Source organism: Methylocella silvestris, assembly GCF_002891535.1.
GTDB lineage: Bacteria > Pseudomonadota > Alphaproteobacteria > Rhizobiales > Beijerinckiaceae > Methylocapsa > Methylocapsa silvestris_A.
Genome location: NZ_PDZR01000003.1, coordinates 139,528 through 166,455, shown reverse-complemented (window position 1 = coordinate 166,455; position 26,928 = coordinate 139,528). Strand labels below are relative to the sequence as shown.

Sequence of the window (26,928 nt, the reverse complement as noted above, 5' to 3'; positions counted from 1 at the left end):
TGGGCCAAGCGGATGCGTTGAAACAGTGGGTTATCGGCTTTGGCTCTAATGCGCTGCTTCGGCGAATTTGTTGAGGATATTGGCGCGTCCGGCCCGGCCGAGAATCGTCACGCCGTCGCCGGCGCCGATCCGCGTCCCTGGAAGGGGACGTTCGGCCATGCTGCTGCCGGCCTGCTCCACGGCGATGATGAAGAAGCTGCGTTCGGCCTTGTTTTCGATCTCCTCGACAGTCAGTCCGGTAAAGACGCCGCCCTCGGCCGCGACCACCACTTCGAGTTCGAGCCCGAGCGTGCGGAGGTCAAGATCCATTTGCCGGCGCCGCTCTGGCGACTGGATGACGCCGGCGATCGAGGGAAACAGGATCATCGAGGCGATCTGCTCGGCGCCGATATGCGCCGGCAAGATCACCGAATCCGCCCCGGCCTGCAGCAGCTTGCGCTCGGTCGACGGCTCCTCGCCGCGCGCGATGATCTGCACCTTGCCGTTGAGGCTGCGCGCGCTGAGAGTGATGAAAACATTGACGGGGTCGGAGCTGACGACGGTCGCGAGCGCGCGCGCCCGCTCGATGCCGGCCTGCTTCAGCGCGGCCTCCTCGGCGGCGTCGGCGTGGATGCAGAGATAGCCAAGTTCGCGCGCCTCGGCGCAGCGGTCCGCATTGGGCTCGACGACGACGAATTTCGCTTTCCCGGCTTTGAGCTCTTTGGCAAGCATCGCCCCGGTTCGTCCGAAACCGCAGACAATGACATGGTCATAGAGAACCTCGATTTGCTTGTTCATACGGGTGAGCCCCAACATCTGCTGAATCTGCGTCAGCGTGATGAATTGCACGAGCGCGCCGGTCAGGTAAATCATGCCGGTGCAGCCGAGCGCGATCAGTCCGATCGTAAGCGCGCGCAGTTCGATCGTATCGAGCGGGTGGACTTCTTCATAGCCGACGGTGAAGATCGTCAGCACCACCATGAACAGGGAGTCGCCGAAGCTCCAGCCATTGTGCATGTAGCCGATGACGCCGAGCGCCGCGACGATCACCACAAAGACGACGCCAAGGATGAGGTTGCGCGCCAGCGAGTTCGAAAGCCATTTCATGGCCGGGGCGGCGCCAGACCGCTTTCCGATCGAATGAAATCATTCGACCGATCAGAAATCCGTCCAGATTCAAGAGCTGGAGCATAATCTTGTCGATCAGATTGATCCAATCCAATCGAAATATGCTCGAGGGCGCGAGAAAAGGCCAAGCTGGCGTTACCCGATGGTTGGTCGGAAGTCCCGCTGAGCTTTAGCAAAAACAGCGCCGCTTGCGAAGGAAGGTTTATTGCAATCAGGCCGCGGATTCGAGCGGCGCGAGCCCGGCGGTTTCGTCATCGGTAAAAACATGCCCGCGGGTCAGGAACCGAACCCCCTCGGGCGATTCGAGTGAAAAGCCCGCGCCGCGCCCCTTGACGACGTCGATAATCAGCTGGGTATGCGACCAGAGTTCGAATTGCTCGGCGCCGATGAAGACGGGGCAACCGGCGATCGCGCCGAGCTTGACGTCGCTCTTGCCGGTCTTGAACTCGCCAAGCGGATAGCACATCGGCGAACTGCCGTCGCAGCAGCCGCCAGACTGATGAAACAAGAGGTCGCCGTGAACCGCCTTGAGGCGGCCGATCATCTCGATCGCTTTGTCCGTCGCAATGACGCGCTCGACCATTTTGCGCTCCGTCCCATCGTGCCGGCCGTCTGAGCGGCTTCGTTCGAAAAAATTGGACGCGACCATAGCATTGCAGGCCGGCGCGGCCAAAATCAGCACGCCTGCAGAGCTTTTGCTTCGCGCCGCCAGGAGGCGAGAAGTCCTTCGGTGTAGCCGTTCGGCTCCTGCCGGCCCTTGAAGATGAGATCGAGCGCCGCCTTGAACGCCGGCCCGTCGAAATTCGGAGCCATCGGCCGGTACAGCGGATCGCCCGCATTTTGCCGGTCGACGACGACGGCCATGGTCTTCAATGCGGCCAGCACCTGATCTTTCGTCACGATGTCGTGGCGCAGCCAGTTGGCGATGTGCTGGCTCGAGATCCGCAGAGTCGCGCGGTCCTCCATCAGGGCGACGTCATGGACGTCCGGCACCTTGGAGCAGCCGATGCCCTGATCGACCCAGCGCACGACATAGCCCAAAATGCCCTGGCAGTTGTTTTCGATCTCCTGTTTGATGTCGTCCGGCGCCCAATTGGTTTTGGCCAGCGGAATCGTCAGAATATCGGTGAGTTTGGCGCGCGGACGTTTGCGCAGCTCGGCCTGGCGCGCAGCGACGTCGACGCGGTGGTAGTGCAGCGCATGCAACGTCGCGGCCGTCGGCGAGGGCACCCAGGCGGTGTTGGCGCCGGACAGCGGATGGGCGATCTTCTTCGCGACCATTTCGGCCATGTTGTCGGGCGCCGCCCACATGCCCTTGCCAATCTGCGCCCTGCCCGGCAATCCGCAGGCGAGCCCGACATCCACATTGTTGTTTTCATAGGCCGCGATCCACGGCGTCCCCTTGATCTCATCCTTGCGGATCATCGGACCCGCCTCCATCGAGGTGTGGATCTCGTCGCCAGTGCGGTCGAGGAAGCCGGTATTGATGAAGAATACCCGGTCCGCGGCGGCGAAAATACAGGCCTTCAGATTGATCGTGGTGCGCCGCTCCTCATCCATGATGCCCATCTTGAGGGTGAATCGATCAAGGCCCAGCATATCCTCGACGCGGCCGAACAGGTCATTGGCGAGGGCGACTTCATCTGGCCCGTGCATCTTGGGTTTTACGATGTAGATCGAGCCGCTGCGGCTGTTGTGGATCGGGCCCGCGCCCTTGACGTCATGCACGCCGATCAGCGCAGTGACGGCGGCGTCGACGATGGTCTCGGGAACCTCGTTGCCTTCCGCATCGAGCACGGCGTCGGTGCGCACATGATGGCCGACATTGCGCACGAGGAGCAGGCTGCGTCCGTGCAGGGCCATGGGCGCGCCGTCGCGATCGGTATAGACGCGGTCGGGATTGAGCCGCCGCTCCATCAGCAGGCCCTTCTTCTCGAGCGTCGCCGACAGTTCGCCTTTCATCAGGCCGAGCCAGTTGCGGTAGACGTCGACTTTGTCCTGCGCGTCGACCGCGGCGACGCTGTCCTCAAGGTCGACGATCGCGCTGAGCGCGGCTTCCAAAATGACATCGGCGAGGCCGGATTTGCTCTCCGAGCCGACAAGGCTGACCGGATCGATTTCGAGTTCGATATGCAGACCGTGCTGGCGCAGCAGCACGACAAAGGAGCCGGGGCCGGTCTTGCGCCAGCCGGCGAAACGGCCAGGATGTTTCAGGCGCGTCTCAAGGCCATTGTCGAGTTCGGCGACGAGTTCGCCGTTGGCGACCTTGTAGCTGATGACGTCCTTGTGGCTTCCCTTGGACAGCGGAACCAGCTCGTCGAGCAGGTTGCGCGCATATTCGATGACGCGCGCGCCGCGCGCCTTGTTGTAGCCCTTGCCGCGTTCGGCGCCCGGCGTTTCCGGAATGACGTCCGAGCCGTAGAGCGCGTCGAACAGGCTGCCCCAGCGGGCGTTGGCCGCGTTAAGGACAAAGCGCGCATTGGAGGCGGGAACGACGAGCTGTGGACCCGAGACGCGAGCGACCTCCAGCGTATTTTCGGTGCGGATGGCGAAATCCGGCGGCTCGGGGACGATGTATCCGATCTCGCGCAGGAACGACTCATAGCCGGCCATATCGAAAGATTTCGCGGCGTAGATCTTGTGATAGGCGTCGATCTTGGACTGAACCTCGTCGCGGAAGCGCAATTGCGCCCTGATGCGCGGCGCGAACTCCGCGATCAATCCGGCAAGACCGGTCCAGAACTGGTCGGCCTTGACGCCTGTTCCAGGGAGCACGTCGGTCTCGACGAAATCCCGCAAAGCCGTGTCGACGCTTATCGGTCCGATCTGCGCGTAAGCCATGAGCCTCTCGTCCTCGAGTTAAGCGCCCCCTGCCCCCTCGCCTGTCTCACGGCGTCGCGGGACAGGCGCGCGCCGATGCCCTGCGTCAAAACAGAACAAAGCAAAGCAGGCGCCAGCCCTCGCAAATAGACGCAAGGCGGCGCCCAAGATATAGGCCTTTTGGGCTATCATCCGCGCGGAATTCCACCGCGTAAAGAAACGCGCCCGCTTCAGCCACGCTCAAGCATGGCGATATAAAATCCATCCGTTCCGCTCGACGCCGGCGAGAGCCTCAGTCCCGGTCCACGCATCGAGGCGAAGCCGGCAAGCTCGGGCAGGCCGGCGCGCTCGGCCATCGCCTGCGCCGGGACAGGGCGGAACTCATCGCGCCCGCCAAGAAACGCCGCGACGCGCTCTTCGTTCTCATCGAGCAGCACCGAGCAGGTCACATAAACGATCCTCCCCCGCGGCTTTAGAAAACGCGCAGCCTCGGCAAGCAGCTGGTCCTGCTCGGCGATGCGCTGCTCCAGCGCGCCCGGCCGCATCCGCCATTTGGCGTCAGGATTGCGCCGCCAGGCGCCGATGCCGGTGCAGGGGGCGTCGATCAGCACGAGATCGCAGCGGCCTTCGAGATCGGCGAGAAAATCCTGCCCCCGGCGCGGTGGTCGCACCTGAATGTTTCGTGCCCCCGCGCGGGCGATCCTCGCATAGATCGGCGCCAGCCTGCGCCCCTCGTCGTCGCTGGCGTAGATCTGTCCCTTGTTCTGCATCATCGCGGCAAGCGCGAGCGACTTGCCGCCGCCGCCGGCGCAAAGATCAAGCGCCTGCTCGCCGGGCGCCGCCGCGCAGAGCAGCGCCGCCAGCTGCGAGCCTTCATCCTGAATTTCGACGCGGCCTCTGATGTAATCCGGCTCGGCGGCAAGCGATGGATTGCGTCCGTCCGGGGTCAGCGGCAGCCGCAGGCCAACCGGCGAAAAACGCGTCGGCTCCGCATGCAGGTGGGCGAGACGAGCCAGCGCCTTGTCGCGCTCGCCCTTCAATGTATTGACGCGCAGATCGAGCGGCGCGCGTTCGGCGAGCGCCGCGGTCTCCGCGATCAGCCGGTCGCCGAAAGCGGCTGCAAGGGCGGGCTCCAGCCAATCGGGAAAATCGCCAGCGACATGCGCCGGGGCCCCCTGAAGACTGCCCGTGCGGAGCCGTTCGCGCTCGGCGAACGTCAGCTGCGCCGGCGTATGCCCCTCCCCGGTAAACAGCGCCTCGATCGTTTCATCGGACAGGCCGCGCGCGAGACGCAGCGCGCCGAGCATGATCGCGCGCGAGGCGCCCTCATCCATGAGGAAGGCGCTCGAGGCCCGCTTGCGCAGCGCGTCGAATACAAGGGAGGCGATCGCCGAGCGGTCTTTCGATCCCGCGAAACGATGGCCAAGCCCCCAGTCCTTCAGGGCGTCGGAAGCAGGGCGCCGGCGCGCCTCGACGTCGTCCAAAATCTCGATCGCGGCGGCGACGCGCGCGCCGGGAATCACAGCGGCGCCGGCGTGGAGAGGCGCGGCGAGCGTGTGCTGAAAGCGAAGCGTGTCGTCATTGCGGAGCGCCGGCCTAACGCTTCACGAGATTGATGACGAACAAAAGGATGCAGGCGCCGATGACCGCGTTGATGATGTCGCCGAGGACCCCGCCGCCGATATAGAGCCCGATTCGCGGCAGGATCGCTCCGGCGATCGCCGCCCCGAGGATGCCGACGACGATATTGCCGACGACCCCGAAGCCGCCGCCCTTCATGATGACCCCGGCGAGCCAGCCGGCGATTGCTCCGATCAGCAACCAGATGATGATGCCTAACATAAGCCGATTCCCATTCCGTTCCGTCCGTCGACAGGGCCGCCGTCGACATGTCGCGCGCGAGTTATAGTGCAAACAGGCTGAAAGGACAGCGCGGAGGAGCCAGGCAGCATGTGCGCGCTCCTCCGGGGCGGCAACCCCGTTGCGATTTTGCGTTTCGTTCCGTCAGAGCGGCGCGGCAAGGATGCGGATCGCGAAAACGATCCACATCACAGCGAGCGTCACGGCGCCAAGCAGCCACAGCGCGCCGCGATGCGGCTGCCGATTTGACGTCGTATGGATCCCCGCATGAGCCAGCCGCGACAGCACGAAAATCCACGACATGACGGCAAACAGCAAATCCGCCTTGCGGGTCATGATCGCCAGCGGAACCAGCGCGAAGAAGAGAACCGGGATCTCGAACTGATTGGAGAAGCAGTCGGAGATGAGCTTTGCGCGCGCCGGCTCGGAGGGGTCCGCCGGTTGGCCGTGGCGCGCCGCAATCATCCAAAGGCAGAGCGCGAAGATCAGCGCGACCTCGACGAAGACGGGAAGAAGGATGGATTGAATTGACAAGATGATCTCCAAAGCGGACGCGCTTTGCGAAGCGGGAGCGCCCGCTTCCATAGACTATTTCAACAATGGTTTTTCGCGCCGCATGGCGGCGGCTTTTGCTGGCTCAGCCGCCGGTCGGATAGTTGGGGCTTTCGCGCGTGATGGCGACGTCGTGAACGTGGCTTTCGCGCAGGCTCGCCGCCGAGATCCGCACGAATTGCGCGCGCGACTGAAATGTCGCGATATCGCGCGCGCCGACATAGCCCATCGCCGCGCGAAGGCCGCCGGCGAGCTGATGCACGATTGCTGCGACCGGGCCGCGGTAAGGCACCTGCCCCTCGACGCCTTCCGGCACGAGCTTCAGATGATCCTTGATGTCCTGCTGGAAATAGCGGTCGGCGGAGCCGCGCGCCATCGCCCCGACGGAGCCCATGCCGCGGTAGGATTTGAACGAGCGGCCCTGGTAGAGATAGACCTCGCCGGGGCTCTCGTCGGTGCCCGCGAACAGCGAGCCGATCATGACGGTGTCGGCCCCCGCCGCGATCGCCTTGGCGAGGTCGCCGGAATATTTGATGCCGCCGTCCGCGATCACGGGAATGTTTTGCGCGCGCGCGGCTTCGGCGCAGTCCATGATGGCGGTCAGTTGCGGCACGCCGACGCCGGCGACGATTCGCGTCGTGCAGATCGAGCCCGGCCCGATGCCGACCTTGACGGCGTCGGCCCCGGCGTCGATCAGCGCCTTCGCTCCGTCGGCGGTCGCGACATTGCCGGCGATCAGCGCGACCTTGTTCGAGATGCGCTTCACCCGCGAGACCTGATCCAGCACCGATTGCGAATGGCCATGCGCCGTGTCGATCACGATGCAGTCGACGCCGGCGTCGACCAGCATTTCGGCGCGCTCGAAACCCTTGTCGCCGACCGTCGAGGCGGCGGCGACGCGAAGCCGCCCTTCAGCGTCCTTCGAGGCGAGCGGATGCAGGGTCGCCTTTTCCATATCCTTGACGGTGAGGAGGCCGACGCAGCGGAAATCATCGTCGACGACGACGAGCTTTTCGAGGCGGTGCTGGTGCAGCAGACGGCGCGCCTCATCCTGGCTCACGCCCTCGCGAACCGTGATGATCTCCTTGGTCATCAGATTGGAGACCGGCTCCAGCGGATTATCGGCGAAGCGCACGTCGCGATTGGTCAGTATGCCGCAGAGGCGCGCCGGCTTGCCGGCCGGGCTTCTCTCGACGACCGGAATGCCGGAGATCTCGTGGCGGCGCATCAGCGCCAGCGCATCGGCAAGCGTCTCGTCGGGGAAGATGGTGATCGGATCGACCACCATGCCGCTCTCGTAGCGCTTGACCTTGCGCACTTCCTCGGCCTGTTCGGCCGGCTCGAGATTGCGGTGGATGACGCCGATCCCGCCAGCCTGCGCCAGCGCAATCGCCAGCCGCGCCTCCGTCACGGTGTCCATCGCCGAGGAGATCACCGGTAAATTGAGCGTGATCGTCGACGTGAGCCGCGTCCTGAGATCGACCCCGCTCGGCATGACCTCGGAATGGCCTGGCAGCAGCAGGACGTCATCGAACGTAAAGGCTTCGTAGAGCGATGGGCGCTTGATCGAGGTCAATCTGTCAACTCCTTGAATTGCCGGCGAAGCAGCGACGGTCCCGCGAAAATGCGCCCGCGGTCCGCGCTTGAGTCGACCAGAGTTGCGGGCGGCTCATAGCACGTTGATCGCCGGGCGCAAAGCGAAGCGGGTTTGGCGGCGGCGCGCAAATACGCCTATAAGCGCCGCAAAATCTGTTTCCGGAGCCGCATGCCCCGCTACGCCGTCACAGCGCTGATCGTCGCCTGCGCTCTTTTCATGGAGACGCTCGACTCCACCGTCATCGCCACCTCGCTGCCAGCGATCGCCGCCGATCTCGGCGAAGATCCGATCTCGCTGAAGCTGGCGCTGACCTCCTATCTCGTCTCGCTCGCCGTGTTCATTCCGGCAAGCGGCTGGGTCGCGGACCGCTATGGCGCGCGGCTGGTGTTCCGGCTGGCGATCGCGATCTTCACCCTCGCCTCGATCGGCTGCGGGCTCGCCAGCACCTTGCCGGAGCTCGTGCTCGGCCGTCTCGCGCAGGGCCTCGGCGGCGCGATGATGGTGCCGGTCGGGCGGCTCTTGCTGATGCGTTCGATCGACCGCGGCGATCTCGTGCGCGCGCTCTCCTATCTGACCGTCCCGGCCCTGTTCGGCCCCGTGGCCGGACCCTTGTTGGGCGGGTTCATCACCACCTATTTCCATTGGCGCTGGATTTTCTGGATCAACGCGCCGATCGGCGTCCTCGGAATCGTCCTCGCCTCGATCTTCATCGAAGACGTGCGCGAAGAAAATCCCGGCCCGCTCGACGTGCTGGGCTTCATTCTGTCCGGCGTCGGCCTCTCGGCCATCCTCTTCGGCCTCGCTGCGGCCGGCGGCGGCCTCGCCTCTGAGGGCTTGATCGGCGTCCTGGTCGCGGTCGGCGCCGCGGCGCTGATCTTCTATCTCATCCACGCAAGACGGGCGGCTTCGCCGTTGCTCGACCTCAAGCTGTTGCGGCTGCACACATTTCGCGCCAGCGTCCTCGGCGGCGCGTTGTTTCGCGTCGGCATCGGCTCGATCCCTTTTCTGCTGCCGCTTATGCTTCAGGTCGGCTTCGGCTATAGCGCCTTCCAATCCGGCTCGGTGACCTTCATCGCCTCGGCCGGGGCGCTTTTGATGAAGACGACCGCCGCGCCAATCCTGCGCCGTTTCGGCTTCCGCCGCGTTCTGGTCCAGGCGGCGCTCATCAGCGGCTGCCTGCTCATGACCTACGGTTTCTTCACGCCGGCCACGCCGACGCTTTTGATGATGGGCGTCCTGCTCGTCAGCGGCTTTGTCAACTCGCTCCAGTTCACGGGGCTCAACGCCATCGCCTATGCCGAAATCGACACGGCGGATATGAGCCGGGCGGTCAGCTTCTCCTCGGTGATCCAGCAACTGTCGCTCAGCCTTGGCATCGCCGCCGGCGCCGCGGCGCTGCAGGGTTGGGCGCATCTTCATCCGGGCGAAGGCGTGTTTTCGCCCGGAAGTTTTGCCTTCGCCTTCGTCATGATGGGGCTGCTGGGCGTCAGCTCGGCGGCGGTTTTCATCCGCCTGCCGCCAGACGCTGGCGCGGAGCTCAATACGCAGCGGTCAAGGTCCGGCGACGACGCCGAGGCCGCGCATTGAGACTGCGTGGCGCGTTTTCCGATCACATGGAAACATATGATCGATAAGAAATCGCTCCCCATCAATAAGTTGGAGCATGTCCTTATCGTCCAGATGATTCCGTCTGAACGGGACAAACTCTAGCGAGGCGCATCGGCCTTGCCGCGCCCGGCCCGCCAATTGGAAAAAATTGTCACGCGCCTCGCCACTGCTCGCGAGCGCGCGCCCCCGTCCGGGCGATCGACCGCTCGCGGCGGTCGATCGACGAACCACAGGCCGCTCTCGGACAGAACATCGATCTTATCGTCGATTGGGCTATCCGCGAGAGGGTGCGCAACGAACGGATTTTCCCCGAGCTCCATCAGGCGCGGAAATTCATGATGGGGTAAAACCTCTATCGCGAGGTCCTTCATCGAACCCGTGATAATGAAGCGCGACGCATGGAACACCGTGTCGAAACAAGGCGCTTCGTATCGATCCGTCAGTGTCCAAACGCAATCCGATTGATCGATAACCTTGTTGACCGCCCATTGATCGTCCCGAACATCGACGGCGACGTCCCGCACATTTCGCCAAAATTCGATGGCGCCCGCATTGCTTCTAATGAACATGAGGCCGCAACACACGACAAACCCCCGGCGCTGCAGAGTTTCCGAAGGAAAAACCGTGCCTTGCGTAAAGACGAGGTCGGCGGACGTCGCCGTCAGTCTCGCCAGTGGGTCGCGCAGCCAGACCGCGTCTGCGTCCGAATGGACAATGTCGTCGCCGGCAACAAGCATCTCCGCGATGACATCAATGCGATGCAGCCAGAAATCGCCGCGACGGAAGGACAATGGCGGCCTGAACAGCGCGTTAACGCCGCGCGCCCTCATGGCGGCGAAGGTCGCCTCGTCGAGCGCCACGACAGTCGCCAGTTCCGCAAGACCCAGCCGCGCCATGCACGCAAGCCAATTGTCGAGGATCGGCATGAAAGAGGCGTTGGCGAAAGTCACGATTCGGGTGGACATCGTTCGCTCCGAGGGCGGCTTTCGCTTCGTGTCTTCGTAGCGGAAAAGCCAACTTCGACGAGCGGGATGCGCCAAAATTCTGGCCCCGTCCGTTCAATTTTCTTTCAACTATGATTTGCCCCGAAACCCCGTCGCCAGCACATAAAGCTCCGAGGAATCGGCCCGGCTCGCCTGCGGTTTGACGTGGCGCACAGCTGTGAAATCGCGCTTCAACCTTGCAAGAAGCGCGTTTTCCGTGCCGCCCTGAAGCACCTTCGCCAAGAAGGCGCCGCCGGGAGCCAGCGCCTCGCAGGCAAAGTCGCCAGCGAGTTCGACCAACCCGACGATGCGCAGATGGTCGGTCTTCTTGTGGCCGGTGGCGTTCGCCGCCATGTCCGACAGCACGACGTCGGCCTTCCCTCCCAGCCATTCCGTCAGCAGACGGGGCGCCTCAGGCTCGAGGAAATCCATCACCTTGAATTCGGCGCCCGGCAGCGTCTCGATCGGCAGCAGATCGATGCCGATGATTCGCGCGCCGCCCTTGCCGGTTTGGCCTTCGCCCTGGGCGGCGCCGGTCCGCACGGCCGCGACCTGCGACCAGCCGCCCGGCGCGGCGCCAAGATCAATGATCTTCTGGCCAGGTTTCAAAAAGTGGAAGCGGTCGTCGATTTCGATCAGCTTGTAGGCGGCGCGGGAGCGGAACCCCTCGCGCTTGGCCTGCGCCACATAGGGATCGTTCAATTGCCGCTGCAGCCAGAGCGTCGAGGAGAGCGAGCGCTTGCGGGCGGTCTTGACCCGCGTCTTCAGGGACCGCCCGCCTTCGCGGCCGGAACTTGCGCCGCTCATCCGGCCGCCCGCCCGGTAGCTGCGCCGCGGGCCATATCCTCATCGATCAATTGCATCAAGATCCCTTCGCGCAGACCGCGGTCAGCGATGCGCACCCGCTCGGCCGGAAAAGAGCGCCGGATCGCTTCGAGGATGGCGCAGCCGGCGAGCACCAGATCGGCGCGGCCGGCGCCAATGCAGCCGTTCATGGCGCGTTCGTCATAGCTCATGGCGCGCAGGGCGGCGATGGCGCCGCTGACCTCCTCGCTCGACATCCAGAGGCCGTCGACGCGACGACGATCATAGCGCGACAGGCCAAGGAAGACGCCCGCGATCGTCGTCACCGTGCCGGACGTGCCGAGCAGGTGAAACCGGCCACAGCGCTGCTCTGCCTGCACCATGGCGACGAAATCCTGCAATTCCCCGGAGACATGGTCGACCATGGCGTCAAAGGTCGCCTCGGAGACATTGAGGCCGCCAAATCGCTCGGCCAGAGTGACGACGCCGAGTTTGAGCGAGGCCCAGAACCGAACCCGTTCGCGTAGCGGCATTTCAGCTGGCTTGTCGCAGGGCGCATCGCCCTGCCCGAGCCAGACGATCTCGGACGATCCGCCGCCGATATCGAACAGGACGACGCTGGCGGCCGCAGCATCCGCAAGCGAAGCCGAACCCGCCGCGGCGAGATGGGCCTCCGTCTCGCGATCGACGATTTCGAGTTCGAGTCCCGTCGCGAGCCGCGCCCGGCGCAGGAAATCGGCGCCGTTCTGCGCCGCACGGCAAGCTTCGGTTGCGATCAGCCGGGCGCGGGTGACGCCGCGCGCCAGCATTTTCTGTCGGCAGATATCGAGAGCGTCGATCGTCCGCTCGATCGCGTCGGAACTGAGCCGTCCGCTGATCGACAGCCCTTCTCCGAGCCTCACGATGCGGGAAAAGGAATCGATGACGCGAAAGCCGGGTTCGCCATGGTCAGCCGGCGCCGGCCGGGCGATCAGCAGGCGGCAATTATTGGTGCCAAGATCGAGCGCCGCATAGACATGGCCGTTTCGCTCCCGCCGCGTCGAACAGGGCTCCCGCTCAGAGTCCTCGAGGGGCGGCTGGCGATCCTCGGGTCGGAAGGCAGGGGACGACGCCGCGTCGACGCGTGAAAAAGCCGTATCGACACGATCTCCTGCTCTCACTACGCGCTCCCATACGCCACCGCGCAATCGCTACGCCGGAACGACAAGGGCGGCTCCATCGTACAAATTCACTGTAACGATCGCTTGATCAAACGCCAAGCGCCGTCATTTCTCAGGCAGTTGCACTTTTTGCGGCGCCGGCCCGGCAATGACGGCGCCTGGCGGCTCCCTCATTGATGATTGTCCTCTCCCGGTTTGCCCGGAGGCTTGCCGGCCGGGCGACCCTGCTGTTGCGGCGAAGGCTGAGGCCTTTGCTGCTGCATTTGCTGAGGCTGGGGCCTTTGCTGCTGCATCTGCTGCGGCTGGGGCCTTTGCTGCTGCATCTGCTGCGGCTGGGGCCTTTGCTGCTGCATCTGCTGCGGCTGGGGCCTTTGCTGCTGCATCTGCTGCGGCTGGGGCCTTTGCTGCTGCATTTGCTGGGGGCTGGGCGACGCTGGCCGCTCCCCCCCGGGCCGGCCCGGTCTCGGAGCGCCGGGAGCCGCGTCGGACGGCGTCGGTTGCAGAACCGCCGGCGGCGCACCGGGATGCCGTTGCGGACGCCCGCCGCCGCCTGACGCTGCGCCTGGCTCCGTGCCGACGGCGCCCGGCTTCGACGCGCCGCCCGGACCCCGCGGCCTTTGACCACCGGCGGGCAGCGGCGGCAGATTATTGCCTGCCGGCAGTGCGTGATCGGGCGGCGGCGCTGCGCCCCCCGGAGCCGCCGCGCCCGGCGATGCCGGGGGAGTTGGAGCCACCGGGCCGCCTAGAACGGCGCCCGGCTGACCGTGACGACCCCGCTTTCCAGGCCCACCCTGCCCCGACTGACCCGGAACGGGCTGAGCTGGCGCAGGCTGGCTCTGAACCGGAGCGCCGGGACCTGGCGGCTGATGCGGCCCGCCCGGACCCGGCAGGCCGTGAATGGGCGCCCCCCCTTGACCGGGACCCGGAGCGACAGCGCCTGGCGGCTGATGCAGTCCGCCCGGACCCGGCAGGCCATGAATCGGCGGCCCCCCCTGGCCGGGACGACCCGGCGTCGGTTGGCCGGGCAGCGGTTGGCCGGGCGCCGGCTGCCCCGGAACAGGCTGTGCCGGTTGACCACCCGGTCCGCCCGCCTGCCCTCCGCCTGGCCCTCCAAAGCCTGGGCCGCCCTGTCCACGATGACCGAAGTCCGGCTGATCGAAGCGGCCGGCCGGACCGTTGTAGCGTCCGAACGGAATGGGAATCGGAATGGGAACTGGCAGGTATCCGAAGCCCTGCGCGGGCGGCGGCGGCGGCAGGCTGACGAATTCCGCTGGCGGCGGCGGCAGAAAATAGAGCGGCGGCGGCGGCGGCGGCGGATAGCCGGCGTCAAAGATCACCACCGGGCCGTCGATAATTTCATATTCGGGCGGCGGCGGCGGCGGCAGTCCGCCAAAATCATAGACGTCGAAGGCGGGCGGCGGCTCGACCGGCGCGGCAATAATCGTAAGCCTGCGCCGCGCGTCATAATAATGCGGCCCCTTCGGATAGCGCTGCATGTAGCTCCAATAGGCGTCGGCCGTATTGTTGGACACCGCGCGGCGCCAGGTGATCGCCTCGCGCCGCGCCGCGACGAGCGCCCGCACCCGCCGGGCCAGCGGGTCCTTTGGATAAAGGCTCAGGAACTCCTGATATCCGTCGATGGTGTCGCGCTCGAGCGCCGCGGCATAGGCCTCGCCCGGCGTCGGAAACGAGCGCATCGGGCGCGCCTGAAGCGCCGCATAATTTTCCGCGACCGCCGCCGGGGCGTTCGGCGCAGCCTCCAGCAAAATCAGCGGCGGCGAAATATTCGCCGTGTCCCAGGGCGCGAACGCCCCCTTTGTGACTTCGTTGACGCGCAGCCGTACCTGCGAAAAGACGACATCGATCGGCGCGCCGCCCTGCCGCAGCAATTCCGACAGCGCCTGCGCATAGGGGCCATAGGGGCCCGGCTCGTCCGGCGCTATCGTGCCGGGCGCGGCGTTGAAGGCGTAGAGCGCGCCGGGGTCGGCGTCGACGAGAGCAAGCCCGCCGGCGAGGTGGCCGCCGGGGGCATAGGAATTGGCGCGGGCCGCGTCGAGGACGACAATTCGGGCGCGTAGCGGCAGGCCGGCAAGCCCGCGCGTCAAATCCGAAATCCGAACCGCCTGCAACGCAGCGTCGCCCTCGCGCGAAATCACGGCGTCGATCGGGACGAAATAGTTTTCGCCCTCATATTGCAGGCCGCGGCCGGCAAGATAGACAAAGACGATGGCGTTCGGTCCCGCCTGGCTCACCTTCTCGAGAAAATCGCGAAAGGCGCGGCGTAGCGACTCCTGATCGAGGTTCGCCGCGCCCGTGACGTCGAAACCTGCGCCCCGCAGGGTCTCGGCGACAAGCCCGGCGTCATTGGCCGGGGTCGCGAGCGGCGCGGCATATTGGGCGTTGCCGACGACAAGCGCCAACCGCGCGCCAACCTCCGCGGCTCGCGCCGGCCCGAGGCAAAGCGTCAAAGCGGCTACAAGGAGTCCGGACAGGACAGATCTGAGCATTGGCTTTCCCGGGGAAAGAGGTTCGCGGCGGGTCTTGACGATTGGCGCATGCGTCGAATGCGCCTTTCGCAGATGTTGCAGAATCGATCGGCCAACGCTTTCGGCATTTGGCGCCATTCTGCGTTAGAAAGAAGCATTGCGGCTGAACATTGGCTGAATGCGCGGGAAAGACGGGACCGCATAAAGACGCGCCCTCAGGCGATCAGCCGCGCGACTTCCTCGCGCAGCGCCGGCAGAACCTCGGCGTCAAACCAGGGATTGCGCTTCAGCCAGCCGCTATTGCGCCAGGATGGATGCGGCAGAGCGATGATCTTCGGCGCGGAGCCGGCGAATTCGCGCCAGCGGCGCACGATCTCGTCGAGCCGGGCTCCCTTGGGCAAGGGTCGGCCGAGACGCGAAAAGTGATAATCCTGCGCATAGCGGCCGATTGCCAGTACGCAATCGACCTGCCCCATCGCCGCGAACAATTCGTCATGCCAGAGCGCGCGGCATTCCGGACGCGGCGGCAGATCGCTGCGGGCCGGTCCATGGCCGGGAAAACAAAAGCCCATCGGCGCGATCGCGATGCGGCTCTCGTCATAGAAGGCGTCGCGCGACAGGTTCATCCATTGCCGCAAGCGATCGCCCGAAGCGTCGTTGAACGGCAGACCGCTTTGATGCACGCGCACGCCCGGCGCCTGACTCGCGATCAGAAGCCGCGCGGACCCGGAGACCCGCAGCACCGGCCGCGGCTCATGCGGCAGCACGGCGCCGCGCGGCGAATCAAGGCAGAGCCGACACGCCCTGATGCGCTGCGTGATCGCTGAGAGGCTCGAGGCAGAAGGTTTGTCCGTCATCGGCGACTGTCAGCCCCTCCCGCTCCATATCGGCGCGCCGCGCCAAAGCTGTCGCGCTCATATGGGTGATGACGATGCGCTTCGCCGAAAAGCGCGGAAGCTTCGCCTTCAGCGTCGGCCAATCCATATGATGCGGAACGGCGATGTCGCCCGAATAGCATTCGCAGAGAAAGAGATCGGCGTTGGCGGAAATGTCGAACAGCGTATCCGTCCATTGCGTGTCGCCGGAATAGGCGAACACACAACCTCCGTCGCTGAGCCGGATGCCGGCCGAAGCGGAGCCCGACGAATGAACGACGCTGAAGGTTTCGATCGCGAAGCCGCAAAGCTGGCCGGGCTCGCCCGGCGCGATCTCCTCGACGCGCCAGGGAAAGCTCCACTGCATCCTCGCGCCGCCCGGAAAGAAAGCGTCGCAGGCCTGACGCAGACGCTCCCTGAAGCCAGGCGGGCCCATCAGCAGCAGCGGCCGCGTGCGGCGTTCGACAAATTGGCAGTCGAGCAGCAAAAAAGGCAGGCCGCCGAAATGATCCCCGTGCAGATGCGAGATCGCCACGGCGTCGATCTGGTCAAAGGACAGGCCAAGCCTCTTCCAGGAGGCGATCGAACTCGCGCCGAAATCGACGATGGCCGCGCCTGAGGCTGAGTCGATTCGAAAACAGGTGTGCGCGCGGCCGCCGCTGCCAAAGGCGTCTCCCGACCCAACGATGGTGACTTTCATGAACCGTCCTGTCGCCGGCGCTCGGCCTCGCCGGGCGGCAACGACGTCGAGCGGCGCCGACGCTCCCGGACCCGTCCGTGCGCCTCGCTGCAGAGTGAAAAAAGCAACTTAAGTGATATGGACCGATTGAAAAGTGCGCTGGCGCACATGCCGGCTGCACGCTCGGCATTTTCCAGTTCTGCCTTGCGCCGGATTTGCCGGCAGCTCGCGTGGCCAGCCTCAATCCAGCTTCGACTGCGAACAATGCGAATGATCCGGAGGGCCCCTCTTTAACGGCTTTGCGGCACGGTCCCGAGCAGTTCGCAAGGGTTCGAAGGACGAGAGCGGAACCGCCTGACCATGACGGAAATTGCCGCAGACCTCATCGCGATGGCGCCGGCGCCGGACCGCCTCAGAGGCGAAGGACGCAAGACTGCAATCTCCGCCGCCGCGGATCGGATCGCAACCCCGAACGTCGATCCCCGCGATTTCGACGCCGCCCTGCTCGGCCTGTTCGCCAGGGGACGGCGGTCTTCGGCCGTCACCCTGGCGACTCTGAGCGCGATTTTCGCAGCAATCGCGCTAACCTGGATCGAGGTCGACGCCGTCGTGACCTGGCTCTGCGTCAGCCTCGCGGCGCAGATTCTGACGCAGCTGATCGCGCGCCGGTTCCCGCAACAGGACCTCTCTCACGCCGATACGCGGCGCTGGCGGCGCGATTTCATCGTTACGGAAACCATTCAGGGCGCCATTTTTGCCCTTCTCGTCGCGCTTGTCGGGCACGCGGAGGATCCAGCCGCGCTCGCTTGCGCGGTGGTGATGGGGCTTCTCATCGCCGCGATGAACGCAACCATCAGCCCGTCGATTCCGGCGGCGGCGGCGGGCGGCATGGCCCCTGTCGCCCTCGCCATGCTTAGTCTGCTGTGGGAGGCGCATCTCGCCGAGGGCGCAGCGCAGATGATCGTGCTCGGCTTCGGCGCCCAGCTCTGCTTCCTGATGCTGGCCCGAAAGCTCTACGCCAGCGCCCTCGAGGCCCTCTCCTTCCAGAGCGAAAAGGACGATCTCATCGCCGAACTCGAGCAGTCCAAGGCGAACAGCGATCTCGCGCGACGGCGCGCCGAAGAGGCGAACCTCGCCAAATCCCATTTCCTCGCCACCATGAGCCATGAGCTGCGCACGCCGCTCAACGCCATCCTCGGTTTTTCCGAGGTCATGAAGGGCGAATTATTCGGCGCCCACATCGTCGCTTCCTACAAGGAATATTCGAACGACATCCACGCCAGCGGCCATCATCTGCTGATGCTGATCAATGAGATTCTCGATCTCTCCCGCATCGAGGCCGGGCGGCTGGAACTGAAGGAGGAAGCCGTGGCGCTCGACCATATTGTCGAGGATTGCCGTCATCTGCTGGCGCTGCGGGCCAAGAAGCGCGGCGTCACGATCAACGAGGCGGTCGAGCCGGATTTGCCGCGCATCCGCGCCGATGAGCGCGCCGTGCGGCAGATGACGCTGAATCTGCTCTCGAACGCGGTCAAATTCACTCCGCCCGGCGGCAGCGTCAGGATCCGCATCGGCTGGACCGCCAGCGGAGGCCAATATCTCGCCATGCGCGATTCAGGGCCGGGCATTCCCGCGGAGGAAATCCCGATTGTCATGTCCTCCTTCGGCCGCGGCGCGCTCGCCCGCAAAAATGCCGAGGAGGGCTCCGGCCTCGGCCTCCCGATCGTCAAGGGCCTCGTCGAGCTCCACGAGGGAACCTTCATTCTGAAATCCAACGTCGGCGAAGGCCTCGAGGCGATCGTGATCTTTCCGGCCTCCCGCATCATTCCGCCCGGCGCCGGCCTAGACATGGACCTTGGCGCGGCGCGACAACGAAGACGCGCCCGGCGCGAGGCGCGGCAGGTCCCATGAGCGGCGCGCCTGATTTCTTCGGCCTTTGCAAGACGGCATTGCGCTGATTGCGGTCTGCGCATCCGCTCCGAAGGACAATGATTCCTGGAAAATCCGCGTTATCTAACGCCTTTGTGCGGGGATCGGCGCGCCAAAAGCTGATAAAGCGCAGGCGACAGCGCTACAGACCACGGCGCGGGGAAAAACAGCGAGGAGAGGCCTTGATCCGCACCGTTTTGGCAGCGCTTCGGCAAGCGGCCGCATTTGCCATCGTTTTTATGTCGGCCTCGCTCATCCTGAACGCCGCGGCCCTTTTTACGGCGCCTTTCCTGGCCCACGCGGCGGCGGAAGAAGCCGCTCCGGCGCCCAACGCCGAGGCAGAGCCCGCCCCGGCTGCGGCGTCAAAACCTGCAGCCGCGGCGCCGACGACGCCGCCTCATCCCCTCCCGCCGCCGGCGACGACGCTGCAAAGCGTCGCCCTGCCGGGCCGCGCCCTGCGCTTCAAGGCGGTCGCCAGCGCGATCCGGCTCAGCGAGGCGCAGAGCGGCGAGGCGCAGGCCGATGTCGCCACTGTCGCCTATAGCCTCGAAGGTCAGGACAGCGCCAAACGTCCCGTCGCCTTCGTCGTCAATGGCGGCCCCGGCGCCGCCTCGGCCTGGCTCAACCTCGGGGCGCTGGGTCCGTGGCGGCTCGATCTCGGCAAGGAGCCGGTCTCGCCCTCCGCCCCGGCGGCGCTGGTCGGCAATGCAGAGACCTGGCTCGATTTCGCCGATCTCGTCTTTATCGATCCGCCTCTGACCGGCTACAGCCGCATCCTCGCCAAGGGCGATGGCGCGCGGCGTCAGTTCCTTTCGGTCGACGGCGATATCGAGGCGCTCGCCGTCGTCATGCGCAAATGGCTGACTTCCAATCAAAGACTCGAGAGCCCGAAATTCATCGTCGGCGAAAGCTACGGCGGTTTTCGCGCGCCAAAGCTTGCGCGGCGCCTTCAGGAAAACGAAGGCGTCGGGATCAAGGGGATCATTCTGATCTCTCCGGTCATCGATTTCAGCTGGTTCGAAGCCGCCAACAGCCCCCTGCCGGTGATGACCCAATTGCCCTCGCTCGCCGCCGCGGGGCGGGGCCTGAAGCCGGCGGACGCCAAGGCGCTCGACGAAGTCGAGGCTTTTGCCTCCGGCCCCTATCTCACGGATCTGTTGCGCTCGGAACGCGATCCCGCCGCCCTGACCCGCATCGTTGACGGCGTCGCGCGCCTGACCGGCCTCGAACCCGCCTTTGTCCGACGCCTCGGCGGCCGGGTGGACCCATCGAGCTTTGCGCGCGAGGCGGGCCGCGCGGAAGCGAAAATCTTCAGCCGCTACGACATGACGATCGCCGGCTTCGACCCCTCGCCGCACGCCGCCGACACCAATTTTTCCGATCCGGTGCTCGATGCGACGAAAACGCCTTTCGCCAGCGCGATGGCGAATCTCACGGCAACGAAGCTCGGCTGGCCGGTCGATGCGCGCTACGAGATCCTGAACGAATCCGTCAGCCGCCAGTGGAATTGGGACGGCGGACGCGGCAAGAACCAGTCCTTGAGCGATCTCAGCCAAGCGCTGGCCATCGACCCCGAATTTCGCGTGCTGATCGTCCATGGGCTGACCGATCTGGTGACGCCCTATTTCGCCTCAAAGCTTCTGATCGGCCAGATCCCACCCTTTGGCGATCCTGGCCGCGTCGCGCTCAAAATCTATGAAGGCGGCCACATGCCCTGGCTGCGCGACGGCGCCAGAGCCGCGCTCCGCGACGACGCGCGCAAACTGATCGAGGGGAAATAGGCTAGATTTTTGCGCCGTCCGCGACCTTGCCCGCCACCTGCGCCTCCGCAAAAGTCGCCATGCCCGTGTGGCAGGCGACGGCCGCCTTGATCAGCCCAACGGCGAGCGCCGCGCCCGAGCCCTCGCCGAGCCGCATGCCAAGGTCCAGCAGCGGAACTTTCCCAAGCCGGCGCAAAACCTCGCCATGGGCGCCTTCGGCCGACAGATGGCCCGCGAGGCAATGGTCGAGCGCATTCTTGTCGAGCGCGTGCAAAATCGCCGCGGCGGCGCAAACGACATAGCCGTCGAGCACCACGGGAATGTTCTGCATCCGCGCCGCGACGATCGCCCCGGCCATCGCCGCGATTTCGCGGCCGCCGAGCCGGCGCATCACTTCGAGAGGGTCGCTCAAGAATGGGCGGTGCAGGGCGACGGCCGTCTCGACGGCCGCGATCTTACGGGCGAGCGCCTCATCCTCGACGCCCGTGCCGCGCCCGACCCAATCGGCGGCGCTTCCGCCATAGAGCGCATAAAAAATCGCCGCCGCGATCGTGGTGTTGCCAATGCCCATCTCACCGACGCAGAGAAGGTCGACGCCGCCATCGATCGCCTCCATGCCGAACGCGAAGGTCGCCGCGGTCTCCGCCGCCTCCATCGCAGGCTCTTCGGTGATGTCCTTGGTCGGGATGTCGAGCGCGAGCTCGAACACCTTCAGACCGACGCCGAACGCGCCGCAAATCTGGTTGATCGCCGCCCCTCCGGCCGAAAAATTCTGCATCATCGCGCGGGTGACGGAAGGCGGATAGGCCGAGACGCCCTTGGCGACGACGCCATGGTTGGCGGCGAAGACGGCGACCAGCGGCCGGTCAAGCGTCGGCGCGAGCTTGCCCTGCCAGCTCGCAAGAAAGGCGGCGATCTCCTCCAGCCGCCCCAGCGAGCCCTGCGGCTTGGTCAGCTCCGCTTGCCGGGCTCTGGCGGCGGCGGCGGCCTCATCCGAGGCGGCAGGCATCTGCCCGATCAGATGGCGTATCGAGTCGAGCGGAGCTGCGTCTACGAGCATGGCGGATCTTTCGCGAGTGGGAGCCGAATTTGGCAGAGGCGCCCTCTTACCATGTCGCCGGAAAGATGCAGCGCCTTTGGCCTGCTTCGGCGCCGCAGCATTCCCTGCCTTTTGCGCCAAGCGCGACATTTGCACACGGGCGGCGTCAAATTTTATTTAATGAAAGCAAAAATCAATTTTATCTAACGCTTTAGAAGATGCTTCATTGTACACGCCAAGCAGCCAGGCCGCGTCAAACTGTCCTGCAACAACCATATTGCACTGCGATATCTTGGCGTCTACATAACGTCTTAACAGATGAAACGGATTTCATAGGGTGGAAGCAAATCGTTGTCTCTTGAATGCATAAATGGAGCCCCGAGAATGATTAACAAGCTATCGCCCCTTGCCCTCGGTCTCGCCGGCGCTGTCGCATTTGTCTCCGCCGTTTACGCCGCGCCGGCCGTCCAGCAAATCGATCGCGAGCCGACCGGCTCGATCGCTGCGCCCTCCCCCGAAAAGGACGGCGTCAGGGTCTATTGCTTCAATGGCGCGGCCCGCGACGGGCTTAAGGTGCAGCGCGGCTGGGTCTGCCAGCTCGACAATACGAGCGCCCCGTCCCACGAAAGCTGAGTCGCGTCTTGCGCGATGCGAGCCTCGACAAGGGGCTTTCTATCCTTGATGAGAAGCGATGCGCTCTGGCTCTTCGCTTCTCATCGATCTTCTGACCTGTCTGCGTTTCGCGACGCGAATTCCGCTGCCGGTTTTCGCTTTCGAGGCCGCAACGCCGCGGGATTTTTCTGATTTTGGCCGTGCGCTGCGGCTTTTGCCGTTGGCCGGCGCGCTGATCGGTCTGATGGCCGGCGCCGTTCTGGCCGCCGCTTCCGCGCTTGGCCTTGCTCCTCTCCTCGCCGCCCCCCTTTCGGTCGCCGCCCTCATTGCGGCAAGCGGCGGGCTGCATGAGGACGGACTGGCCGATTGCGCCGACGCGGCAGGCGGCGCCACGCGCGCGCGCAAGCTCGAGATCATGGCCGACAGCCGAATCGGCGCCTTTGGCGCATTAGCGCTCGGCCTTTCCCTGTTCATCCGCATCGTCGCGCTCGCCGCCCTTGCCGAGCGCTCGCTGTTTCTGGCCGGGACGGTGTTGATCGGGGCTGCGGCGGCGGCGCGCGCGGCCGCTCTCATTCCGCTCTCTGTCCTGCCGCCGGCGCGCAGTAGCGGCGCCGGTTTCTCGGCCGGGCGCCTGCGCGCGTCTTCACTGGTCGTCGCAATGATGCTCGGAGCCGGCTTCGCCGCTCTGACGATTTTTGCCGGGGCAAATCCCTTGCGGCCGGCGCTCGCCCTCGCCGCATGCGTCCTCGCGGGACTTGCGGCGAGCGCGCTGGCCAGGGGCGCGCTGGGGGGGCAGACCGGCGACGTCGCCGGCGCCGCCGAGCAGATGGCCGAAGTTTTGTTCTATCTCGTTTTCGCGGCCGCGATCTGACGCGCGTCAGAGACCGGCGAGATATTGCGTCGGATCGACCGGCGTCGCGCCCTTGCGCAATTCAAAATGCAGTTGCGGCGAGGCGACGTTGCCGCTCTGGCCCGACTTGGCGATGGTCTGGCCGCGCTTGACGGTCTCGCCGCGCTTGACCTCGATGTCGCCATTGTTGGCGTAGGCCGACACGAAACCGTTCGGATGGCGGATCAGGATGAGATTGCCATAGCCCTTCAATTCGCTGCCGGCATAGGCGACGACGCCGCTCTCCGCCGCCTTGACCGAGGTGCCTTCCGGCACGGCGATGTTGATGCCGTCATTGCCGCCGGGCTTGAACGCCTGGATGATGCGGCCGCGCGCCGGCCAGCGGAATTCGGGGTTCGCGCCGGCGGCCTTGCCGGAGTCGCTCTCGTCCTCTGCCGCCGCTTTCGCCTCGACGACCGGGGCTGCGGATTTCGCCTGCTCGGCCCTCGGCGCGTCTGGCTTTGTCAAAGCGGCGGTCTTCACTGGCTCAGTCTTTGCTGAGGCAGCCACTTTCGCGCTCGCAGTGGTTTGGGCGGCTTCGGCCTTGGCCGTCGCCTTCGCGGCTTCGGCGGTTTTCTTCGGGGTTTCAGCGACAAGGGCCGCTGAACGCGGCGGAGCGCCGAGCTTTTCGCCCCGTGTCGCCGTATTGGCGGGAGCGCTCGCGAGCTGCGTCGCCGGGGCGCCCTTCAGAAGCTTGATCTTTTGCGCATGCATCTCGGCGGGCGTGCGCGCCGGCTTGGGAGCGGAAACGGGCGCGGCGGCCTGCGCGACTGCTGTCGGCGCGCCAACCGCATGATAGACGGGAATGATGACGCGCGCGCCGGGCTGCACCTGCGCCGCACTCGAAAAGCCATTGGCCTTGAGCAGCGCGTCGGTCGGAACGCCGTAGCGGCGGGCGATCAGGTCGGCGCTTTCGCCCTGGGCGACGGAGATCGGCGTGCCGCCCGCAGCCGTCCAGCCCGCCGGACCTTGCGCGCCGCGCGCCGGCAGGGAGGCGACGACCGCGGGGTGCTGCGGGGAGGCCGCGGCGAGCGGGCGGGACTGCACCGGCGTCACGGGCGCGCCCGGATTGATGCTCGACGTCGGCGCGGGATCGGTCGGCGCCTGCGCCGTCGAAAATGGATTGGTGAAAGGATCGGCCATGCGCTCCGATCCGGCGCAGCCGGCAAGCACGCTGGCGGAGACGCCAATCAGAGCGAACCGGAACGCGAGGCGTGAGCGATAAACCAATGCAATGTGACTCATGACGCAACCCACCGACGCAGCAGCTATGACCGCATTAAGGGCTACGCGAGTTAAGGGGAGGTTTAAGATGAATCGAACTTCAATAAAAAGAGAGGAACATTAAGCTTGTCGTTCAGAACGCTCGGCCAGCCGGCTCAAAGCGCGCGGGATTTACCGGCGAGGATCGGTTGCATCCGGCACGGACAGACCGGCGCGACGTCGAACCCGCCAGCGCCGTTGCGGGTAACGCGCACAATATGCTGGCGCCGCGGCTCGCCGCGATCGGGGCGCGCCATGACCAGAACGCCGCCCTGCGCCAGAACGCCAAGGAGCGCGTCGGGCGGCTCAGCCAATGCGCCTTGGACGATGATTTTATCGAACGGCCCGAATGCGCCGGCGCTGACGAGGCCGTCGCCCCAGATCACACGCGCGTTCTGAACGCCAAGCTGTTCGAGCCGCGCCCCGGCTTCCACGGCGAGGGTCTGAAAGCGCTCGAACGACACGATCCGGCTGGCGATCCGGGCCATCAGCGCGGCGGCGTAGCCGGAGCCGGCGCCGATCTCCAGCACAACGCAGCGCGGCGACAACGACAGCGCTTCAATCATCCGCGCGCAGAGCCAGGGCTCCGGCAGGGTCTGGCCGCAGCGCAGCGGCAGGGCGAGATTGCGCCGGGAGAGATCGCGATAGCGGTGCGGCACAAAAGTCTCGCGCGGAACCGTCTCTAGCGCGCGCAAAAGATTGACGTCCTGGATGCCGCGCGCGCGCATCTCGAGAAGAAACGCCGCCTTCGACTGCGGACGCAGCGCCGGGAAGCCGGCGGCGACGATCGGATCTGGCGGCGCCCCGTCGATTTGGCGCATGCTTCGGGCTCCCCTCTGGCGGAGCCCGGCGCATCATCCTCTGGCGCCCGGGCGCTTCGCCCGTTCGCTCATAGCATTGGCTGCCCGATTGGCACAGCCGCGCTACGCAATACCGCGCGCCGCGCCGTTTAAACGGCGGAGAGCCGGCTCATGATCGCCAGGCCGCAACCGCCGATGCTCCAGGCTTGTTCGCGACAGTCCTTTTCAGGCGGATTGAAATGCGTCCATCGCCCGCGCTGAATAGATGAGCGCCGCGCCCTCGTTCAGCGCAATCGCGACGCCCAGCGCTTCAACCACTTCTTCCTTCGTCGCGCCGGCCTTGCGGGCGAGGTCGGAATGAAAGGCGATGCAGCCGTCGCACCGCGTCGTGACCGCCACGGCGAGCGCGATGAGCTCGCGCATTTTGGGACCAAGGCCGGCGCCGGCCGGAGCCGCGTCGGAGAGAATTTGGTTCCCCTTCAATATTCCCGGACTGATCTCTCCGATCGTCGAGAGCTTTCCCATGAGCTGTTCGCGATAGCCGGCCCAATTCATCATATCTGGCGTCTCCCTTGTTTGTTTCTAATATTCTACCTATTAATAGGTAGTTGATTTGGAGGCAAGCCTGATCCCAAGAATTATCCAATGACAAAAGCGTCAACAGCGACCACGGTCCCGGGCCGGCAACCGAAAGCGGCCGCGAGCGACACGCGCCGCCGTCTCCTTTCTTTCGGAGAGGCGCTGGTTCGCACGCGCGGCTTTAACGGATTCAGCTATGCCGATCTCGCCTCAGCGGTCGACGTGCGCACCGCGAGTATTCACTATTATTTTCCAAGTAAAACGGACCTCGGCGTGGCGCTTATCGCGTCATATGACGAGAGATATGACGCCGCGATGGCGCAGATCGTTCGCTCAACCGAGGACGGCATGCGCCGCATCAGCGCCTACGCCGACCTTTATCTCGATGGGCTGGAGCAGAACCTCGGCTGCCTTTGCGCCATTCTGGCGATAACGCCGGATTTTCTTCCTGTCGAAATGCGCGACGCTGTCGGGCGCTTCTTCAAGAAGCATTTCCATTGGCTGGAACAGATGATCGAGGAAGGCCGCGCCAATGGGTCCATTCGAGCCGACGCCGATCCGCAGCGCCAAGCCCGCATGATCATCGCCCTGCTTGAAGGCGCCTTGTTGATGGAGCGTTTGCTGGACGGCGCGAAAGGATTTCGGAGCGTCGTCGAGGCTGTCGAGAGCCAGCTTCGTCCCCATTGATCCAGTGAGGGCCACAAACAAGCGCATCGCGCCAAAGCGCGTGGAGCGAATGAATCTACCCCAAGGCCTGCGCGTAGCGGGTCAGCGTCGGCGTGTCGGTGATGTCGAGGCGGAGCGGCGTCACAGAGATGCGGTTTTGCGCCAGCGCCTGGACATCGGTTCCCTGCCCCGGCTCCGAATAGGGGCGATCAAAGGCGATCCAGTAATAGGGGTTGCCGCGGCCGTCCGAACGCGCGTCGATATTGACGAGATAGCCACGGCGGCCTTGCGCCGTCACCGCGACGCCTTCCACCGCATCGGGAGGACAATCGGGAAAATTGATGTTGACCACCGTGTTCGGCGCCACGCCCGCCGTCAGGATTTTTTCAATGAGCCCCGGCGCATGGGTCTGCGCGCAGCTCCAGAAGGCCTTCTCACGCCCGGCGCGGCCATACGCCTGCGACAGGGCGATCGCCGGAATGCCGAGAATGGCGCCTTCCATCGCTCCCGCCACCGTTCCCGAATAGATCACGTCCTCGGCGACATTCTGGCCGGAATTGACGCCGGACAGCACGACGTCGGGCTCGCGCCCGTCAAGGATCCGCCGCACCCCCATGATGACGCAATCGGTCGGCGTGCCCTTCACGGCGTAGCGCCGCTCGGAAATCCTGCGCAGCCGCAGCGGATCGTTCAGCGACAGCGAATGGGCGACGCCGGACTGATCGCTCTCAGGCGCAACGACATAAACATCATCCGAAAGCGTCGCGGCGATCTCTTCCAGCACGCGAAGGCCGGGCGCATGGACGCCGTCGTCATTGGTCACGAGAATGCGCATCGATCCGCTCCTGTAACCGCCCGCG

General features: G+C 65.3%; 24 protein-coding genes. 6 read left to right on the top strand and 18 right to left on the bottom strand.

Annotation, left to right across the window (positions count from 1 at the left end):
• Positions 1-45: 45 nt before the first annotated feature.
• From CR492_RS05395 to guaB, 7 genes are all read right to left on the bottom strand, one after another.
• Entirely contained in the window at positions 46-1,086 is a 1,041-nt protein-coding gene (locus CR492_RS05395; RefSeq protein ID WP_102842712.1) for a potassium channel family protein, read from the bottom strand.
• A 232-nt stretch (positions 1,087-1,318) separates the two neighbouring features.
• Positions 1,319-1,690 carry a DUF779 domain-containing protein gene (locus CR492_RS05390; RefSeq protein ID WP_102842761.1) on the bottom strand — a complete coding sequence of 124 codons (372 nt, stop codon included), beginning with the start codon at positions 1,688-1,690 and terminating at the stop codon, positions 1,319-1,321.
• A gap of 92 nt (positions 1,691-1,782) precedes the next feature.
• Positions 1,783-3,948: a malate synthase G gene (locus CR492_RS05385; protein WP_102842711.1), complete on the bottom strand. Its 2,166-nt coding sequence runs from the start codon at positions 3,946-3,948 to the stop codon at positions 1,783-1,785.
• 209 nt (positions 3,949-4,157) lie between these two features.
• Positions 4,158-5,450, bottom strand: coding sequence for an RsmB/NOP family class I SAM-dependent RNA methyltransferase (locus CR492_RS05380; RefSeq protein ID WP_102842710.1), 1,293 nt, complete (start codon positions 5,448-5,450; stop codon positions 4,158-4,160).
• Positions 5,451-5,523: 73 nt separating this feature from the next.
• Positions 5,524-5,769 (bottom strand): GlsB/YeaQ/YmgE family stress response membrane protein, encoded by a 246-nt coding sequence (locus CR492_RS05375; protein WP_102842709.1) that lies wholly within the window; start codon positions 5,767-5,769, stop codon positions 5,524-5,526.
• A 162-nt stretch (positions 5,770-5,931) separates the two neighbouring features.
• Entirely contained in the window at positions 5,932-6,321 is a 390-nt protein-coding gene (locus tag CR492_RS05370) for an MAPEG family protein (RefSeq protein ID WP_102842760.1), read from the bottom strand.
• A gap of 103 nt (positions 6,322-6,424) precedes the next feature.
• Complete coding sequence (guaB, locus tag CR492_RS05365; RefSeq protein WP_180982432.1) at positions 6,425-7,915, bottom strand: IMP dehydrogenase; 1,491 nt, start codon at positions 7,913-7,915, stop codon at positions 6,425-6,427.
• Between the two features lie 189 nt (positions 7,916-8,104).
• On the opposite strand from guaB, the gene CR492_RS05360 reads away from it, so the two are divergent.
• A complete protein-coding gene (locus CR492_RS05360) occupies positions 8,105-9,523 on the top strand; it encodes a DHA2 family efflux MFS transporter permease subunit (protein ID WP_102842758.1) in 1,419 nt (472 codons plus the stop codon).
• 119 nt (positions 9,524-9,642) lie between these two features.
• Here CR492_RS05360 and CR492_RS05355 read toward each other — a convergent pair whose 3' ends face one another.
• The 6 genes from CR492_RS05355 to CR492_RS05330 all read right to left on the bottom strand — a co-directional run bounded on the left by CR492_RS05355 (position 9,643) and on the right by CR492_RS05330 (position 16,552).
• Positions 9,643-10,509: a putative nucleotide-diphospho-sugar transferase gene (locus tag CR492_RS05355; RefSeq protein ID WP_102842708.1), complete on the bottom strand. Its 867-nt coding sequence runs from the start codon at positions 10,507-10,509 to the stop codon at positions 9,643-9,645.
• 108 nt (positions 10,510-10,617) lie between these two features.
• Positions 10,618-11,334: an RlmE family RNA methyltransferase gene (locus tag CR492_RS05350; protein WP_102842707.1), complete on the bottom strand. Its 717-nt coding sequence runs from the start codon at positions 11,332-11,334 to the stop codon at positions 10,618-10,620.
• The gene (locus CR492_RS05345) at positions 11,331-12,491 is read right to left on the bottom strand and encodes a Ppx/GppA phosphatase family protein (RefSeq protein ID WP_102842706.1); all 1,161 of its coding nucleotides are present in this window, start codon (positions 12,489-12,491) and stop codon (positions 11,331-11,333) included. The genes CR492_RS05350 and CR492_RS05345 overlap by 4 nt, the downstream gene beginning before the upstream one ends.
• Positions 12,492-12,661: 170 nt before the next feature.
• Positions 12,662-14,998, bottom strand: coding sequence for a caspase family protein (locus CR492_RS21355; RefSeq protein WP_180982431.1), 2,337 nt, complete (start codon positions 14,996-14,998; stop codon positions 12,662-12,664).
• A gap of 194 nt (positions 14,999-15,192) precedes the next feature.
• On the bottom strand, positions 15,193-15,744 hold the full coding sequence (locus CR492_RS05335) for a uracil-DNA glycosylase family protein (protein WP_245411972.1): 552 nt from the start codon (positions 15,742-15,744) through the stop codon (positions 15,193-15,195).
• 16 nt (positions 15,745-15,760) lie between these two features.
• Positions 15,761-16,552: an MBL fold metallo-hydrolase gene (locus CR492_RS05330; protein ID WP_102842703.1), complete on the bottom strand. Its 792-nt coding sequence runs from the start codon at positions 16,550-16,552 to the stop codon at positions 15,761-15,763.
• A 339-nt stretch (positions 16,553-16,891) separates the two neighbouring features.
• On the opposite strand from CR492_RS05330, the gene CR492_RS21350 reads away from it, so the two are divergent.
• Together CR492_RS21350 and CR492_RS05320 are read left to right on the top strand one after the other, a co-directional pair.
• Positions 16,892-18,442: a sensor histidine kinase gene (locus CR492_RS21350; RefSeq protein WP_102842702.1), complete on the top strand. Its 1,551-nt coding sequence runs from the start codon at positions 16,892-16,894 to the stop codon at positions 18,440-18,442.
• A 200-nt stretch (positions 18,443-18,642) separates the two neighbouring features.
• Positions 18,643-20,241 (top strand): S10 family peptidase, encoded by a 1,599-nt coding sequence (locus CR492_RS05320; protein WP_102842701.1) that lies wholly within the window; start codon positions 18,643-18,645, stop codon positions 20,239-20,241.
• Between the two features lies 1 nt (position 20,242).
• On the opposite strand, the gene cobT is transcribed toward CR492_RS05320, so the two are convergent.
• Positions 20,243-21,280, bottom strand: coding sequence for a nicotinate-nucleotide--dimethylbenzimidazole phosphoribosyltransferase (gene cobT, locus CR492_RS05315; RefSeq protein ID WP_102842700.1), 1,038 nt, complete (start codon positions 21,278-21,280; stop codon positions 20,243-20,245).
• A 363-nt stretch (positions 21,281-21,643) separates the two neighbouring features.
• Here cobT and CR492_RS05310 point away from each other — a divergent pair, with 363 nt between their 5' ends.
• A complete protein-coding gene (locus tag CR492_RS05310) occupies positions 21,644-21,892 on the top strand; it encodes a hypothetical protein (protein ID WP_102842699.1) in 249 nt (82 codons plus the stop codon).
• Positions 21,893-21,950: 58 nt separating this feature from the next.
• Positions 21,951-22,742, top strand: a complete 792-nt coding sequence (gene cobS, locus CR492_RS05305) for an adenosylcobinamide-GDP ribazoletransferase (RefSeq protein ID WP_102842698.1) — start codon at positions 21,951-21,953, stop codon at positions 22,740-22,742.
• Between the two features lie 6 nt (positions 22,743-22,748).
• On the opposite strand, the gene CR492_RS05300 is transcribed toward cobS, so the two are convergent.
• The 3 genes from CR492_RS05300 to CR492_RS05290 all read right to left on the bottom strand — a co-directional run bounded on the left by CR492_RS05300 (position 22,749) and on the right by CR492_RS05290 (position 25,381).
• The gene (locus CR492_RS05300) at positions 22,749-23,990 is read right to left on the bottom strand and encodes a LysM peptidoglycan-binding domain-containing M23 family metallopeptidase (protein ID WP_245411971.1); all 1,242 of its coding nucleotides are present in this window, start codon (positions 23,988-23,990) and stop codon (positions 22,749-22,751) included.
• Positions 23,991-24,139: 149 nt separating this feature from the next.
• Complete coding sequence (locus tag CR492_RS05295) at positions 24,140-24,844, bottom strand: protein-L-isoaspartate O-methyltransferase family protein (protein WP_102842696.1); 705 nt, start codon at positions 24,842-24,844, stop codon at positions 24,140-24,142.
• Between the two features lie 204 nt (positions 24,845-25,048).
• Positions 25,049-25,381 (bottom strand): carboxymuconolactone decarboxylase family protein, encoded by a 333-nt coding sequence (locus tag CR492_RS05290; protein WP_102842695.1) that lies wholly within the window; start codon positions 25,379-25,381, stop codon positions 25,049-25,051.
• A gap of 87 nt (positions 25,382-25,468) precedes the next feature.
• Here CR492_RS05290 and CR492_RS05285 point away from each other — a divergent pair, with 87 nt between their 5' ends.
• The gene (locus CR492_RS05285; protein ID WP_102842694.1) at positions 25,469-26,089 is read left to right on the top strand and encodes a TetR/AcrR family transcriptional regulator; all 621 of its coding nucleotides are present in this window, start codon (positions 25,469-25,471) and stop codon (positions 26,087-26,089) included.
• 55 nt (positions 26,090-26,144) lie between these two features.
• Here CR492_RS05285 and surE read toward each other — a convergent pair whose 3' ends face one another.
• Positions 26,145-26,903 (bottom strand): 5'/3'-nucleotidase SurE, encoded by a 759-nt coding sequence (surE, locus tag CR492_RS05280; protein WP_102842693.1) that lies wholly within the window; start codon positions 26,901-26,903, stop codon positions 26,145-26,147.
• Between the last annotated feature and the right edge of the window lie 25 nt (positions 26,904-26,928).

Excerpts from the sequence above, each read along its gene's own strand:
- CR492_RS05395 (WP_102842712.1), bottom strand. The coding sequence starts at position 1,086 with ATGAAATGGCTTTCGAACTCGCTGGCGCGCAACCTCATCCTTGGCGTC.
- CR492_RS05390 (WP_102842761.1), bottom strand. The coding sequence starts at position 1,690 with ATGGTCGAGCGCGTCATTGCGACGGACAAAGCGATCGAGATGATCGGC.
- CR492_RS05385 (WP_102842711.1), bottom strand. The coding sequence starts at position 3,948 with ATGGCTTACGCGCAGATCGGACCGATAAGCGTCGACACGGCTTTGCGG.
- CR492_RS05375 (WP_102842709.1), bottom strand. The coding sequence starts at position 5,769 with ATGTTAGGCATCATCATCTGGTTGCTGATCGGAGCAATCGCCGGCTGG.
- CR492_RS05360 (WP_102842758.1), top strand. The coding sequence starts at position 8,105 with ATGCCCCGCTACGCCGTCACAGCGCTGATCGTCGCCTGCGCTCTTTTC.
- CR492_RS05355 (WP_102842708.1), bottom strand. The coding sequence starts at position 10,509 with ATGTCCACCCGAATCGTGACTTTCGCCAACGCCTCTTTCATGCCGATC.
- CR492_RS05350 (WP_102842707.1), bottom strand. The coding sequence starts at position 11,334 with ATGAGCGGCGCAAGTTCCGGCCGCGAAGGCGGGCGGTCCCTGAAGACG.
- CR492_RS21355 (WP_180982431.1), bottom strand. The coding sequence starts at position 14,998 with ATGCTCAGATCTGTCCTGTCCGGACTCCTTGTAGCCGCTTTGACGCTT.
- CR492_RS05330 (WP_102842703.1), bottom strand. The coding sequence starts at position 16,552 with ATGAAAGTCACCATCGTTGGGTCGGGAGACGCCTTTGGCAGCGGCGGC.
- CR492_RS21350 (WP_102842702.1), top strand. The coding sequence starts at position 16,892 with ATGACGGAAATTGCCGCAGACCTCATCGCGATGGCGCCGGCGCCGGAC.
- cobT (WP_102842700.1), bottom strand. The coding sequence starts at position 21,280 with ATGCTCGTAGACGCAGCTCCGCTCGACTCGATACGCCATCTGATCGGG.
- CR492_RS05310 (WP_102842699.1), top strand. The coding sequence starts at position 21,644 with ATGATTAACAAGCTATCGCCCCTTGCCCTCGGTCTCGCCGGCGCTGTC.
- cobS (WP_102842698.1), top strand. The coding sequence starts at position 21,951 with ATGCGCTCTGGCTCTTCGCTTCTCATCGATCTTCTGACCTGTCTGCGT.
- CR492_RS05295 (WP_102842696.1), bottom strand. The coding sequence starts at position 24,844 with ATGCGCCAAATCGACGGGGCGCCGCCAGATCCGATCGTCGCCGCCGGC.
- CR492_RS05290 (WP_102842695.1), bottom strand. The coding sequence starts at position 25,381 with ATGATGAATTGGGCCGGCTATCGCGAACAGCTCATGGGAAAGCTCTCG.
- CR492_RS05285 (WP_102842694.1), top strand. The coding sequence starts at position 25,469 with ATGACAAAAGCGTCAACAGCGACCACGGTCCCGGGCCGGCAACCGAAA.
- surE (WP_102842693.1), bottom strand. The coding sequence starts at position 26,903 with ATGCGCATTCTCGTGACCAATGACGACGGCGTCCATGCGCCCGGCCTT.